This window comes from Ilumatobacter fluminis, from assembly GCF_004364865.1.
Lineage (GTDB): Bacteria > Actinomycetota > Acidimicrobiia > Acidimicrobiales > Ilumatobacteraceae > Ilumatobacter > Ilumatobacter fluminis.
This window is the reverse complement of record NZ_SOAU01000001.1, coordinates 505,822-520,183: the sequence shown is the minus strand read 5'-3', so window position 1 is coordinate 520,183 and position 14,362 is coordinate 505,822. Positions and strand designations below refer to the sequence as shown.

15 protein-coding genes are annotated in these 14,362 nt (G+C 63.9%); 9 read left to right on the top strand and 6 right to left on the bottom strand.

What is annotated here, in order from left to right; all coding sequences use genetic code 11:
- Positions 1-7: 7 nt before the first annotated feature.
- The 4 genes from BDK89_RS02285 to BDK89_RS02270 form a co-directional block, all read right to left on the bottom strand.
- Positions 8-1,060, bottom strand: a complete 1,053-nt coding sequence (locus BDK89_RS02285) for a Gfo/Idh/MocA family protein (RefSeq protein ID WP_166657323.1) — start codon at positions 1,058-1,060, stop codon at positions 8-10.
- Positions 1,057-1,923: an amidohydrolase family protein gene (locus BDK89_RS02280; protein ID WP_166657322.1), complete on the bottom strand. Its 867-nt coding sequence runs from the start codon at positions 1,921-1,923 to the stop codon at positions 1,057-1,059. Before BDK89_RS02280 ends, BDK89_RS02285 begins: the two co-directional genes overlap by 4 nt.
- A complete protein-coding gene (locus BDK89_RS02275; protein ID WP_133867412.1) occupies positions 1,920-2,591 on the bottom strand; it encodes a GntR family transcriptional regulator in 672 nt (223 codons plus the stop codon). The genes BDK89_RS02280 and BDK89_RS02275 overlap by 4 nt, the downstream gene beginning before the upstream one ends.
- A gap of 95 nt (positions 2,592-2,686) precedes the next feature.
- A complete protein-coding gene (locus BDK89_RS02270) occupies positions 2,687-2,995 on the bottom strand; it encodes a putative quinol monooxygenase (protein WP_133867411.1) in 309 nt (102 codons plus the stop codon).
- A gap of 134 nt (positions 2,996-3,129) precedes the next feature.
- On the opposite strand from BDK89_RS02270, the gene BDK89_RS02265 reads away from it, so the two are divergent.
- The 5 genes from BDK89_RS02265 to BDK89_RS02245 all read left to right on the top strand — a co-directional run bounded on the left by BDK89_RS02265 (position 3,130) and on the right by BDK89_RS02245 (position 8,297).
- Positions 3,130-4,062 (top strand): fumarylacetoacetate hydrolase family protein, encoded by a 933-nt coding sequence (locus BDK89_RS02265; RefSeq protein WP_208293932.1) that lies wholly within the window; start codon positions 3,130-3,132, stop codon positions 4,060-4,062.
- A gap of 61 nt (positions 4,063-4,123) precedes the next feature.
- The gene (locus tag BDK89_RS02260) at positions 4,124-5,524 is read left to right on the top strand and encodes an aldehyde dehydrogenase family protein (RefSeq protein ID WP_133867410.1); all 1,401 of its coding nucleotides are present in this window, start codon (positions 4,124-4,126) and stop codon (positions 5,522-5,524) included.
- Entirely contained in the window at positions 5,524-6,402 is an 879-nt protein-coding gene (locus BDK89_RS02255; protein WP_208293931.1) for an MBL fold metallo-hydrolase, read from the top strand. The genes BDK89_RS02260 and BDK89_RS02255 overlap by 1 nt, the downstream gene beginning before the upstream one ends.
- 66 nt (positions 6,403-6,468) lie before the next feature.
- A complete protein-coding gene (locus tag BDK89_RS02250; RefSeq protein ID WP_166657321.1) occupies positions 6,469-7,983 on the top strand; it encodes a sulfatase-like hydrolase/transferase in 1,515 nt (504 codons plus the stop codon).
- Complete coding sequence (locus BDK89_RS02245) at positions 7,980-8,297, top strand: L-rhamnose mutarotase (RefSeq protein WP_133867408.1); 318 nt, start codon at positions 7,980-7,982, stop codon at positions 8,295-8,297. The genes BDK89_RS02250 and BDK89_RS02245 overlap by 4 nt, the downstream gene beginning before the upstream one ends.
- Before the next feature lie 47 nt (positions 8,298-8,344).
- Here BDK89_RS02245 and BDK89_RS02240 read toward each other — a convergent pair whose 3' ends face one another.
- Entirely contained in the window at positions 8,345-9,079 is a 735-nt protein-coding gene (locus BDK89_RS02240; protein ID WP_166657320.1) for a GntR family transcriptional regulator, read from the bottom strand.
- Complete coding sequence (locus BDK89_RS02235) at positions 9,024-9,977, bottom strand: SMP-30/gluconolactonase/LRE family protein (RefSeq protein WP_166657319.1); 954 nt, start codon at positions 9,975-9,977, stop codon at positions 9,024-9,026. The genes BDK89_RS02240 and BDK89_RS02235 overlap by 56 nt, the downstream gene beginning before the upstream one ends.
- 25 nt (positions 9,978-10,002) lie before the next feature.
- Between BDK89_RS02235 and BDK89_RS02230 the strand changes: the two genes are divergently transcribed.
- Genes BDK89_RS02230 through BDK89_RS02215 form a run of 4 tightly spaced genes read left to right on the top strand, consistent with a single transcriptional unit; the run spans position 10,003 to position 13,929 of the window.
- Entirely contained in the window at positions 10,003-11,115 is a 1,113-nt protein-coding gene (locus tag BDK89_RS02230; RefSeq protein ID WP_133867405.1) for an isocitrate/isopropylmalate dehydrogenase family protein, read from the top strand.
- Complete coding sequence (locus BDK89_RS02225; RefSeq protein ID WP_133867404.1) at positions 11,112-11,522, top strand: VOC family protein; 411 nt, start codon at positions 11,112-11,114, stop codon at positions 11,520-11,522. The genes BDK89_RS02230 and BDK89_RS02225 overlap by 4 nt, the downstream gene beginning before the upstream one ends.
- Positions 11,519-12,904: a four-carbon acid sugar kinase family protein gene (locus tag BDK89_RS02220; RefSeq protein WP_133867403.1), complete on the top strand. Its 1,386-nt coding sequence runs from the start codon at positions 11,519-11,521 to the stop codon at positions 12,902-12,904. The genes BDK89_RS02225 and BDK89_RS02220 overlap by 4 nt, the downstream gene beginning before the upstream one ends.
- Entirely contained in the window at positions 12,901-13,929 is a 1,029-nt protein-coding gene (locus tag BDK89_RS02215) for a Gfo/Idh/MocA family protein (RefSeq protein WP_133867402.1), read from the top strand. Before BDK89_RS02220 ends, BDK89_RS02215 begins: the two co-directional genes overlap by 4 nt.
- Positions 13,930-14,362 lie beyond the last annotated feature (433 nt).

Below are 14,362 nucleotides of genomic sequence, written 5' to 3'. Positions count from 1 at the left end.
CGCCTAGTCACTCGGGGGCGCGGAGCTGCTCGGTGCCTCTCGGCTCATTGGGCTCGAACGGAAATCTCAGACCGGTTCTGCGACGGATCTCGTCCATGACAGCGTGTGTGTCGAGCGTGTCAGCATGTTTCCAGTCGGGATGTTCGAGCCAACCGTTGTCCAACGCCTCGTGCACCGCACGGATTTCGTGCTCGAAGCCGTGCCCATCGAGCGGGTGTTCGTGCGTTTGCTCGGTGCCGTCGCTGGTCCGAATCATGAACCTCTCCGGTCGGATGAGCACGGCCGGGATGGTCAGCCGGGCCCGTTCCCCGATCAATGTGGCAGTGTTGGGCACCGACGTGTCGCACGCAGCCCTGTAGTGCACGAGTACCTCACCGTGACGAACGGTTGCCGTCGTCTCCAGGTCGATGCCATCGCGAATGCGCGATGACGCGTGAACCACCTGCGTTGCCGGCCCCAGAAGCATGTGCGCCATCGAGATTGGGTAGATCCCCCGGTCGAGCAGCGCACCACCGGCACGCCAGGGATCGAAGATTCGCGGGCTCTTGTGCGGATCGACGACGGCGCCGAAGGAAAACTCGGCCGAGACCAGGCGGCCGAGTTGGCCGCTGCGAGCCACTCGACGCGCTGCCTGCAGAGCTGGCAGGAACCTTGTCCACATCGCTTCCATCACAAACGTGCCAGCGTCCCGCGCAGCGGTGAACAACCGTTCGGCGTCATCGCGGCGGACGCCGAGCGGCTTCTCGACGAGGAGGTGCCGGCCCCGTTCGACGCACAGCAGCGCTGTCGGCACGTGGTCGACGTGGTCGTTGCCGACGTACACGATGTCGATGTCGTCGTCGTCGACGAGTTCGTCGTAGGAACCGTATGCCTTGATCGCTCCGACCCTTGTAGCGAACTGCGCGACCGATTCGGGGCGCCGAGACCCGACTGCGAGAAGCTGGGCGTCGTCAACTCTGGCAAGGCAACCAGCGAATCGCTCGGAGATGCCGCCGGCGCCGAGTATCGCCCATCTCTTCGGGGCGGCCTCTCGTTCGGGCGTCGTCGTAGCCGGCGTCACTCGTTCGTTCCGTAGCGAGCGAGGAGCTGCGCCATCGTCCCACCCAGGATCAGCGAACGATCGGCGTCGGTGATGAAATCGGCGTGCCGCCGGAGAAGATTCATCGTCTGCTGGTAGGTGGTGAATGGCCGCTCGACGGGGTAGTTCGAGCCCCAGCACAGCCGCGTTCCGAAGCTCTCATACAGGAAACGAAGCGTGTCGATGACGTCCGGATACGGATACTCATGCGGTGAACTCGACGCGTACCGCCAACCGGATACCTTGACGAAGAGGTTCGGTCGAGCGGCCAGCTGGCGCAACGCCTCGAGCTGTTCTGGATAGTCCAGTTCATGGGGGCGGAGCCCCCCGAGGTGATGCAGCACAATCGGCACGGCCGGGAAGCGATCAGAAACGGACAGCAAGGAGCGATACCACCGCCACGACGCTGCCAGACTCACGAGCAGACCTCGTTCGGTTGCGACCTCGAAAACGGATGCCCCCTCGTCGGAGGTGAACCAACCGTCGTCCTCGCGCTGCAGGTAGTGAGTGATACCGACCGGCTCGAGCTGATCACACAAGTCCGAGAGGCGTCGAGCTGCGCCGGCGACGTGGTAGGTCGAGGACCAGTGGCTATCGAAATCTGCAAGCTGGAACAGCCTGCCGGGGTGGTCGGCGACGGCCTCGGCGACGTAGGCGTTGTTGTCGTCGTTTCCGCCGATGTTTGCAGAGACGATCGTTGCTGCTGAGACGCCGTGAGCGTCCATCTCGTAGATGAGTTGCGCGGCGACGGCGCGATCGAGCGGATCCGGCACCGGGGGCTCGTACGGCCAGCGTTGCCAAACATGGCAGTGGGAGTCGACCACGGTCGGTTCGAGATCGGTCACGACGGTGGAACGTGGGGGGCTGTTCCGCTCACGGCGGCGGCGATCACCGTGCCAAAGTGCTCGATGTGCCGCCGCAGAACCTGCGATGCCTCATCGGCGTCGCCCGACTCGATGGCTTTGAGAACATCGACATGGGTTTCGGCGATTGCGTCAAGGTCGCTCGAGGTTCGGACCTGGCTCACCAGGGTGCGCGCTTCCGGTCGAAGGCTCGCCCACACCTCGTACAGAATCGAGTTGCCGGCCTGCCGGATGATGTGCTCGTGAAACGCGACATCGTGGGTCATGTGGGCCTGTGCGTCACCGGCCGCCGCGGCTCTTCGCATGGCATCGAGTTCACCCCGCAACGCCTCGATGAACTCGGGACTGCTTCGCCGGGTGGCCTCGCGTCCAGCAACCTCCTCAAGCGCGGCGCGGACGGGATAGATCTCGATGAGTTCGTCGACCGTGACCTCCCGCACCCGCACCCCGCGGTACGGCTCGGATTCGACCATGCGAATGCCTTCGAGATCGCGGAGCGCTTCGCGAATCGGGGCCGGACTGACACCGAACTCCTTCGCCAACCGACTTTCGACGAGACGGTCGCCGGGCTGGTAGGTGCCGTCGAGAATACGCTCGAGCAAGACATTCTTGATCTGGTCCCGAAAGACGGTTCGTGCGAGTTCGGCCATCAGCTACACCCTTCGAAGAAGTGGGACCCGTTGCGCCGTCGAAGCGGTACGCGCACCTCGTCGGCGAGGCCAGGACCCAGAGGTCGTCGTCAACGTCATACCACGTCCAATGCATCCATGACGACGACCGAGATGTCCTCGTCGAGTAGCTCGGGGATCGCAGCGCGGTAGCTGCGGTAGTGGTCGGTCTGTCGATGATCCTCGAGTGCGCTCTGATCCCGGTACCGCTCCACGAGGTGGAACTGCTGGCGACCGTTGGACGATGACCGGCACAGGTCATACATCTCGTTGCCGCCCTCGGACCGCGTGGGCTGGATCATCCCTCTCAAGACGTCCTCGACCTCTTGTTCAGCCCCCGATTTCGGGGTGAACGTTGCGAGCACGACGATCTGGTTGCTGCTCATGATGACTCCTTCGTTCGGTGCGTTCACACACAATACAAGATGATCGATGATCGACGAGAACTCATCGCATCGCGGCGAGACTTGACGACTACCGAGCTGGCTGACATCATAGATGATCTATTCAATCATCGTCGATGATCGACGACGGCGCGAGCGCCTCGACCTGCAGGAAGCAGATGAAGTACGTCTCTTATGTAACCTCCGAAACCACCGACGTGCTTGTTGGCCGCCTCGACGGCACCGACGTGATCGACCTCGGTTTCGATGGCGACATGGTGTCGTTCATCGCGAGCGGTGCGCCGCAGGGCCACGAACGCCTCGTACCGAATGCGCAGCTGGTCGCCCCGCTCCGCCCACCCGTTCTTCGAGACTTCCTGACCTTCGAAGGACACCTTCGCAACGCGTTCGCCGGCCTCGGGAAGGACATCCCCGACGAATGGTTCACCGTACCGGCCTATTACAAGGGCATCCCGTCGACGGTCATCGGCCCGGACACCGTCATCCCGTGGCCGTCCTACTCCGACCGACTCGATCACGAACTCGAGATCGCAGCGATCATCGGCCGGCCAGGCCGCAACATCTCGGCAGCGGAGGGGCTCGACCACGTCTTCGGCTTCACCCTGTGGAACGACTTCTCGGCGCGCGACGTGCAGACTCGGGAGCTCCCAGTCGGAATGGGTCCCGCAAAGGCAAAGGACTGGGACGGCTCCAACATCCTTGGGCCCTACATCGTCACAGTCGACGAAGTCGACGCCGGCCAGATCGAGGCCGAAGTCGTTGTGAACGGCCAACGTTGGGGCGCGGACTCGACCGCCAACATGCGCTTCTCGTTCGGAGAACTCATTGCATACGCCTCTCGTGATCAAACACTGCATCCCGGCGAGATTCTGGGCTCAGGCACCATGGCAGGTGGATCGGGCATCGAACTCGATCGCTGGCTACAACCCGGAGACCTCATCGAGTTGCGGTCACCGCAACTCGGAGTACTGACCAACACCGTTGGCGCCAAGCCTTCCGGGACGCCGGTCCCGATCGAGGTCGTTCGAGATCGCTCGGCCCCGGCGTGACGCAGCCTCATGTCCGCGCACGAGCGGCAGGAGCGGCTGGCAGATGCACGCTGAAAGCGCCATGACCGACATCGTCACCGTCAACCCGGCGACCGGCGACCCATTGGCGAGCTATGGGAGCATGGACGATCGAGCGATCTCGCTGTCACTCGAGACTGTCGCGGCTGCCCAACCGGACTGGGCCCGGCGATCGCTGCGAGCACGCGTCGATCGCCTGGCCGAACTCGCAAACGTTCTGGAGCGACGCCGCGTCGAGTTCGCCACCCTGATCACGACAGAAATGGGGAAGCGACTCGTCGAGTCGCTCGCTGAGATCGACAAATGCGTGGCGACGTGCCGCTACTACGTCGAACACGCCGAAGAGATATTCACCCCGCACGACGCCGAGGGCCCGGGCAGCCGGAACCAGATCCGACTGGAACCGCTCGGCACGATCCTGGCGATCATGCCCTGGAACTTCCCGTTCTGGCAGGTCATTCGCTTCGCGGTCCCGGCCCTGCTCGTCGGCAACGGCGTGCTGATCAAACACGCCCCCAACACAACGGGCTGCGCTCTCGCGATCGAGACTGCCATGATCGAGGCCGAGATGGAAGGGATCGCGCGAGCGCTGGTCGTCGACCCCGCAGTCGTTCCGACCACAGTCGAACGCCTGATCAATCACGATGCGATCGGTGCCGTCACCTTCACCGGAAGCACCCCTGCCGGAGCTGCCGTAGCGGCGGTTGCCGGCAGGGCCGTGAAGAAGTCCGTTCTCGAGCTCGGCGGGTCGGATCCATTCGTCGTGCTCGACGACTGCGACCTCGAGCAGGCCGTCAGCGCTGCCGTTGCGTCGAGATTCGGTAACTGCGGGCAAAGCTGTCTTGCCGCCAAGCGATTCATCGTCCACAAGCGGATCGCCGACGAGTTCACAACTCGCTTCGTCGAGTCAGTGTCGGCGTTGCGAGTCGGAGATCCTTTCGACGAAGCCAGCGACCTCGGGCCCATGGCACGTGACGACCTCCGAGATGCGCTTTGCAGCCAGGTTCTTCGATCCGTCGACTTGGGTGCCGAGATGCTCGTCGGACAGACCGACCCCTCGGACCGACCTGGTTGGTGGCAACAACCGATTGTCTTGTCCGGTGGTGAACGAGACCGCTTGATGCCGGCGATGGCGGAGGAGACATTCGGCCCAGCCGCGATCATCGCAGTCGTCGACCATGACGACCGCGCCGTCGAGCTCGCGAACGACACACCGTACGGGCTCGCAGCCAGCATCTGGTCAAGCGACGTCGAACGAGCGCTGAGCGTCGGCCGACGCGTCCAAAGCGGCGCACTCTTCATCAATCGAGCGGTCGCGTCCGATGCTCGCCTGCCTTTTGGCGGTGTCCGCCGGTCGGGCTACGGACGAGAGCTCGGAACCGTCGGGGCGCACGAGTTCGCCAACGTTCGGCCGCTGGTCATCGACGATGTGACACTGGGCTGATGATTCAACTCGATCTGCGGCAAGTCTCGCCTCACGCCTGGGCCATCACCACCATGCGAGGATGCAATCCGGCCATCGTGGCGACGTCGAGTGGTGTCGTCGTCGTGGACACTCCGCAACTGCCGACCAAAGCACTCCAGCTTCGGCGCCATGCCGAGTCACTCGGCGATCTCCGGTACATCATCAATACCGAACACCATGTCGATCACATCTTCGGCAACTACTACTTCCGTGGCTCGGGCGCCGTGGTTCATCATCGTGGCGTCCACGACAACTACATGGAAACGACGCCCTCGCTCGATTCCTTCGACTATGCCGCTTCTGCCGTGGCCGAAGATGACCCCGAAGGCCTGGCGCTCCTACCTGACCGGGCGGCATACTTCGCCGATCCGAACGACGGCGACGTGGTGTTCAACGGCGACCTCAGGCTTTCGGTGGGAGACACGACATTCGACCTCGTCCACACTCCTGGACACACGCCCGGCCAGATTGCCGTTCATGTGCCGAGCGAGGGGGTCGTCTTCACCGGAGACTCGGTGTTCGTTGGCTGTCAAACCTGGCTGATGAACTCGAACGTCACGCAATGGCTCGAGTCGCTCGATCGCATTCGCCAGCTCGACTTCGACGTTCTGGTACCGGGCCATGGGCAGGTCGCGGATCGTCAAGCGATCGACGACCAGCGCTCCGTACTCGAGGAGTGGGTCGAGACCGTGAGGGCAGCCGTCACACGTGGATGGTCGCGTGACGAGGCAGTCGATCAGATCAGCTTCGCCGATCGGTGCCCGGTCGATATCGGCCAGGAGCACATGATGCAGTTCGTCCAACGACACAACACCGGCGCTTTGTGGGACAAGCTCAGTTCAGGACGCGTTCCATGACGCTGAGACCCCCGAGCTCCGACGGATCGCCGCACCGTGGCGATGCTCGAACCTGAAGGGAACACGATGACCACTCGTCCGAACGTCCTGATCATCTGGACTGACCAACAGCACAACGAGGCCATCGGAGCGTCTGGCAGGTCGCCGGTGAAGACGCCGCACCTCGACGAACTCGCTTCAACAGGCGCGATGTTCGAGCAGGCCTATTGCACCCAACCGGTCTGTAGCCCGAGTAGGGCATCGGTACTCACCGGGATGTACCCGCACAGCCACGGCATCGTCCACTGCAACGACGTGCTCGACGCCGACGTTCCGACGCTCGCCGAGATACTCCGAGACGAGGGGTACGTCGGCGGCTACGTCGGCAAATGGCACCTCGGATTCGAACTTCGGCCACAGCGCGGTTTCGACGACTTCTGGGCCAGCACCGAGGACGTGTACACCGCTCACGACGCCGACGTGTCCGAAGGCAACAGCAAGTACCACGAGTGGCTCGTCACCAAGGGGTATGAACCGACCGACGTCGGCAAGTTCGGCTTGCCCGTCTTCTCGCGTGACACCGTCACGAAGCTGCCCGAAGAGGTCAGCAAGCCAGCGTTCATGGCCGAGCAGACGATCAACTTCCTGGACGAGCATCACGACGAGCCCTTCGTTCTCTCCGTCAACTATCTGGAACCGCACTTCCCGTTCTCCAGCCCCTACGACGGCCGATACGACCCGGACGACATCGAGCTGCCGGCATCCTGGTACGCGGAGATGGACGACACGGTCCCTCAGCACTATCGGCTCCTGCGCGAGTACTTCGCAACGCGGAACCCCTATGTCGATACCAACGATGAGCGCGGTTGGAAGGAACTGATCGCCCGCTACCTGGGGATGTGTTCACTCATCGATACCTACACCGGCAAGATTCTCGACCACCTGACGGCGACCGGATTGGCCGACAACACCATCGTTGTCTTCACCAGCGATCACGGCGACATGATGGGCCAGCTTCGATTGGTGTGCAAGAGCGTTCAGTTCGAGCGTGCCGTTCGGGTGCCGCTCATCATCAGGGCCCCCGGCGCGGAGCCTCGCCGGATCACCACACCGACGAGCCTCGTCGACATCACGCCCACAGTGTTGGATCTGGTGGGTCTTCCGATTCCCGAACACATGGAGGGCAAGAGCCTTCGCCCATTGATCGAGAAGGGAGACTCAGCTCCAGACGATGCGACGGTCGTCATCGAGTGGCACGATTGGGACGGGATCGCACGCGTTCCACAGGCCGGCAGCCCCGAACCACTGCGACTGTGGGATCTTGCTCCCAACGATCAACCGGAGTCCGTAGGAGCGCGCACGATCCGCCGAGGTCGGTGGAAGTTGAGCCTCTACGCGACGGGCGAGGCAGAGTTGTACGATCTCGAAACCGACCCGCAGGAGACCCGGAACGTCGTCGACGACGACAACGAGGACGTCATCGACGACCTTCTTGCGAGGCTCCGGACCTGGCAACGCGACACCGACGACGACTTCGTGATCTCGTTGCCTTCCTCGAGCGGATCAGCAGTCTCGACGCAGGACGGGGACGAGCACCGATGAGCGTTGAACGAGTTGCTTGGACAGGCACGCTCCATCCCGATCGAGTCGACGAGTACGCACGAAAGCACACCGAGATCTGGCCAGAGATGGCCGAGTCGCTCGCTGACGTCGGCATTCGGAACTACTCGATCTTCGTACATGGCAACCTTGCCTTCGGCTACTACGAATCCAGCGATGCCGAAGCCTCGATCCGAGGCCAGCGGGAGGCACCGATCCGTCCTCGATGGAAAGCCCACATGTCCGGTTTGTTCATCTCGGACGGGACCACTCGGATGCGTGAGGTCATGCACCTACCCGGCCATCCGCTGAGCTGACCTGCGACCAGTCGGCCCAGACGCCGAGGCACTCAGCACGGGCTGGGCTACACCACGAGTCGATTCTCACGGAGCAGCGTCACGAGCAGCTCAGCGGCACGCCGACGGTGAGCGAGATGGGACGCGAAGGCGTCTGCAGCCCTCCCTGCTCGAATGAGGGCGACCAACTCGGCGTGATCCCGGACCGATTCGGTCGGGAGCGGTCGCAGCCGCATCGTCATACGACGAGCTCGCCGCACCCGGTCAACCGATGTCCGAGCCGCCGCCACGAGGTAGTCGTTCTCGGAGGCCTCGACGAGCAGTCGGTGGAAGTCGTCGTCGGCTCCCTCCCAGCCATCGAGGTCGCGCTCTCGCAGCGCGCTGCTCATCGACGCGACGGCCGAATCGAGCGCCGCGATACGCGCCGACGACTGTCGGGTCGCGGCGAGTTCGGCAGCGCGCGCCTCGAGCAGCGCAAGGACGTCGTAGATGCCTTCGAGTTGGTCCGCCGAGACCGGACGGATGCGCACTCCGCGACGCGGGACGATGTCGACCAGCCCGTCAGAGCGAAGCATGAGAACGGCTTCGCGAATCGGTGTTCTGCTGACGCCAAGATCCTGCGCTAGCTCTGCCTCGAGAACGTGCTCGTTCGGCGCAAGCGTCATATCCATGATCCGCCTCTTGATCTCGCTGTACGCACGTTCTGTTGCGGTCATCGTTCCATCCACACCTTTCAACCTCTCCGGCCTACCACGACGCAGGACCCGGATAGGGAGAGCGGAACGTCGCCAGTCGCTCGCCACCGAGACATCCGAGGTAGACCTGCCGGCGGTCCGGCCCGCCGAACGCAAGGCTGGAAATGTTGGCGAGGATAGTCCCGCGCGCAGCGTTGAGATCCTCCGACGTGAGTTCGTTCGCGACGTATCGTCGCTCCACTTCTTCGACCTCGGCTGGGTCAGCATCAGCGAGCACGCACTCGACCTCGCCTTCCGCATCGATCCTGAGCAGGCGATTGCTGATGATCGACGTGACCCAGATTCCTCCGCGCTGATCGAACTCGAGCCCGTCGGGGTATGTTCCTTCGCCGAAACGTGCGATGGTCTCGCGAGTTCCCAGACCGGTGGGAGTGATGGGGAACCGTGAGAGCCGCCGGGCGAAGGTCTCGTTGACGTAGAGGTACTGTTCGGTTGGATCAACCCTGGCTTCGTTGGTGTAACCAAGGTCGTCGGCGACGATGGTCGCAACGCCGTCAGCCAGTTGGACGATGAACCCGTCGGCGACATCGCTCCGATAGGCCGATTGGCGAGGTCTCCGTCGGGTGCTGACGGTGACCCAGACTCGGCCATCCGGTCCGAAGTGGACGAAGTTCGTCGGCGGCAGCGGCCGTCCGTCGACCTCGTCGACCACAGCCTCGACGCGTCCGTCAGGATGCAGCCGAAAGACGCCACCGGTGTCGTCCCCGAGGTGCGCGATGAGGTATGACCCGTCCACATCGACGGCGATGCCGTTCGGACGGAGCGCAGCCTCGTGACGGCCGATGACCGTGGTCTGGGTGCGGTCTGCGGCAATCCTGGTGACACCGCCGCGCCAGTCCGACACATGCAACGTTCCGTCACTGGTCGCCACTACGCACTCGGGCCGCTGCAGCCCCACCCCGACGAAGCGGAGTTCGGAGAGATCCACGACTGGCTCGACATCCATCAACGGATACTTTAATGTATACGTTATGAAGAAGTACACCGTGGCGGTGCTCGCCGGAGATGGCATCGGCCCTGAGGTGACCGACGCCTGCGAACGCGTCCTCTCCCGGATACAAGACACCTCGGGTGCCTTCGAACTCGATCTTCAACGCCACGACGCGGGCGCGCACACCTTCCTCGATGCGGGAGTTGCACTCCCCGACGAGACGCTGGCGGCAACCCGGTCGGCCGATGCCACGTTGCTGGCAGCCATGGGTCTACCGTCGGTCCGGTACCCGGACGGCCGAGAAGTAGCACCTCAAATCGAGCTCCGCGAACGGCTCGATCTGTTCGCCGGTGTGCGCCCGATCCGCTCGATCCCCGGAGTACCCGGCCCGCTGTCCGACCCTCGGGCACACGGCCTCGACTCGGTGTTGATTCGCGAATCGACCGAGGGACTGTTCGCCGGCCGTGAACGCACGGAGTTTGCGAGCGACGGTACCTGGGCGAAGAACGAGGTCGTCATGACCCGTTCGGGGTGCGAGCGAGTGGTGCGGGCGGCGTTTCAACTCGCTGCGACTCGACGGCGACACATCGACCGGCAGCCCCGGGTCACACTGGTCGACAAGGCGAACGTCCTCGGCACCTTCGCCTTCTTCCGGGAGATCTTCGAGTCCATCGCCGGTGAGTTTCCTGACGTTCACTCCGACTGTCGCTACGTAGACGCGATGGCGCTCGAACTGGTCCGCCGCCCGTGGGAGTTCGACGTCATCGTCACCGAGAACCTGTTCGGCGACATCTTGTCCGACCTCGGCGCGGGCCTCATCGGTGGACTCGGCATGGCACCGTCGGCCGACATTGGGACCCACCACGCCGTCTTCCAGCCATGCCATGGCACGGCGCCCGACATCGCCGGACACGGCCTTGCCAACCCGACCGCGATGATCCTGTCGGCGGCGATGATGCTCGAGTGGCTCGGACAACGTCACGACGACGCAGCGCTCACGCAATCGGCTGTTCTCATCGAGCAGGCAGTCGACGAGGCCTTCCGCCCCGGGGACCTACGTTCCGTCGAAGTCGGGGGAAACGCCAACTGTCAACTCATCACGGAAGCGATTCTCCGCTCGATTGACACCGTCGGGCACAGGTGCGAACGATGAGCGCTGGACCCCCGTGGGGTCGGCTCGACCACGTGGCGCTCGTCGTTCCCGACACCGACGATGCCCTCGCGATCTGGCGAGATCTGATCGGTCTGCCGGAGTTGTTCAGCGAAGTGGTCCAGAATCGAACGATCCGCCTCACGCACCTCGATCTCGGCGCCACCGAGCTTCAACTCGTCGAGCCACTCGTCGAGAACCATCCACTGATGACCTGGATCGAACAGCACGGCGCCGGTCTCCACCACCTGTGCTTCGAGGTCGACGACTTCGACGCTGTGTTCGATGAAGGTTCGATGCCACTCGAACCCGCGTCGCAGCTTCCGCACGAAGCGACATTGGGCAGACGAGCAGTGTTCCTCGACAACGGGCTGACGTCTGCGGTCATCGAGCTGATCTCTCGGCGATGACGCAGTTGGGGGACCTCGATCTCGGCGCCCATCTTCACCCTGATCCCCTCCAGTGGCTCCGATCTCGCCAGGACGAAGATCGCCGCCTGATCATCGTCGTCGATGACGATCCGACCGGCACTCAGACCACCGCCGGCGCGTCGATCGTCACGAGCACCGATGCCGACGACATCGAGTGGCTCGTGCAGCAACAAACCGATCTCAACTTCGTGCTCACGAACTCGAGGGCGATGAACGTGACCAACGCCCGGGACGTCAATCGACAGATCGGGCGATTGGCCGCCGATGCGGCGGCACGACACCGACGGCCACTCGATCTCGTCAGCCGCTGCGACTCGACGCTGCGGGGACACTTTCCCACCGAACCAGTTGCGCTGGCGGAGGGCGCTAACCGTCCCAACGCCGTGATCGTGTTCGTTCCGTTCTTCTTCGAGGCCGGACGCATCACCGTCGATGGGGTGCACTACGTCGTCGACGCCGGACGACTGATCCCCGTCGCCGACACGGCATTCGCCCGGGACGCCGCGTTTGGCTACAACACCTCGGAACTGACCCGCTGGGTCTCGGAGAAGTTCCACAACGCGGTGCAGCCGGACGACGTCGTACGGTGCACCCTCCGGACGATCCGAGTCGGCGGACCAAGTGGGGTCGCCGACGTTCTGCAGGGCTGCCCCGACGGCTCGGTCGTCGTCGTCGACTCGGCCGACTATCGCGATGCGCGCGTCGTCATCGCGGGCCTCCGCCGCGCTCAGGCATCGTCGGATCGCTATGTGCTTCGAACCGCGGCAAGCGCCCTCCCGGGTCTTGCCGGCCTGGAGCCGGCAGCGCCAGTGCTTCCGCCGAGGGCGGCCAACAACCACGGGGGACTTGTCGTCGTCGGATCGCACGTCCCGCTCACGACCCGTCAGCTCGACAAGCTCACAGCGACCCGCAGGACGACACATCTCGAGATCGACGCTGCAGAACTCGTCCAGGGCGCAAGTACAGCAGCCTCGACGGTGGCAGAGCGCGCCGTCAAGTTGATCGCACAGGGGCGGTCGGTGACGGTCTCCACGTCGCGTACGCGCCTCGACGGTCGCGACCCCGTTGCTACCGCATCGCTCGTTGCCGACGGAGTGTGCCGCAGCGTCGACTCGATCGTTGACCGGATCCGCCCGTCATACGTCGTCACCAAGGGCGGGATCACATCGCACCGTCTGGCAACCGAGGTGCTCGGCATCCGGCGAGGGCGCGTGCACGGCCCGATCGTTCCCGGCGTACCCGTCTGGGTCTCCGACGTCGGCGCCCGATGGCCCGGACTGACGACCGTCGTCTTCCCCGGCAACGTCGGCGGAGACGACACGTTGGCTGAGGTGGTGCAGCTACTGGAGGAACGTCGATGACCACGAAGGTCGCAATCGCCGGCGCCGGATACTTCTCGGCCTACCACCTCGACGGATGGCAGCGGCTCGATGGCGTTGAGGTATGCGGGATCCTCGACCCCGATCGCGACCGAGCAAGCCGATTGGTATCGGGGACATCGATTCCGACCTTCGCTTCGTTGGAACAGCTCCTGAACACCGTCCGGCCCGACGTGCTCGACATCGTCACCCCTCCGGAGACCCACGCCGAGATCGCTCTGGCTGCAGCACAACGCAACATCGACGTGATCGTTCAGAAACCCCTGGCACCTTCGTGGGACGAGGCAGTGCAACTCGTCGAAGCACTCGGAAGCCTCCCAGTGAGGTTCATGGTCCATGAGAACTGGCGATGGCAGCCGTGGTATCGAGCGATCAAGTCGCTGAGCGATGACGGCACGACCGGCCGACTCTTTGGCGCATCGTTCCGACTTCGAACTGGCGATGGATGGCAGCCTGACGCCTACGTCGAGCGGCAACCGTACTTTCGATTCATGCCCCGGCTTCTGCTCCACGAAACCGGCATCCACCTCGTGGACACCTTTCGGTTCCTCCTCGGCGAGGTCGAGACAGTTCACGCCATCACCCATCGACGCAACGCAGCCATCGCCGGCGAGGACGAGGCCATCGTCGTGCTCGAGTTCGTCGACGGGGCGACCGCAGTCCTCGACGCCAGTCGTTACAACGAGCCCGATGCCGGTACACCCGATCCGAGGTACACCTTCGGCACCGCGCGCATCGACGCCGAGCGAGGGCACTTCCAACTTCCCGGTGATGGCCAGGTCATGTGGAAAGCGTTGGGTGAGGATGCCACTGTCCTGCTTCCGAATCCCCCACGGATTGGGTTCGCGGGGGATTCGGTACACGCTCTGCAAGCCCACTTCCTGAAGTGTCGTCGGGACGGGACCGCGTTCGAGGCTGAGGGCGATGACTACCTGCGGTCGGTAGCGGTCGTCGAGGCATGCTACGAAGCCGCCAGGTCCCGACGCCCGACACGAGTCGCATACTGATCACTCCCGTTGGCTTGGACCAGGTTCCAACCCCGCAACCGTGCGTCTGCTGAAGACGCGTGGAGCTGCAGATCGGTCGGTCTGGTGTGTCTGCTCACGGCCTGGCTGCGAGTTCGCGACCGACCCAAGCCGACGACACGAAGATCCGCTCGCCGCGAACACGAACCCATGCCGGACGACCCAACGAGTACTCGGCGTCCTTCACCGGCGCTGCCGACAGCTTGCGACGCCGCACCCACCTCGACCAGACCTCCACCTCAGGCCCACGACGCACGACCACCCGCGGCCGACGCACCACGTAGCACAACAGATAGACGGCCACTGCCGACACGAACGCCAGCGCGCCCGTTCCCGGCCTATTGCCGATCGAGACCCCCGCCAACCAGACAACGACCGCGACGATCACCGACACCCTCCCCCACACAGGCCGCGA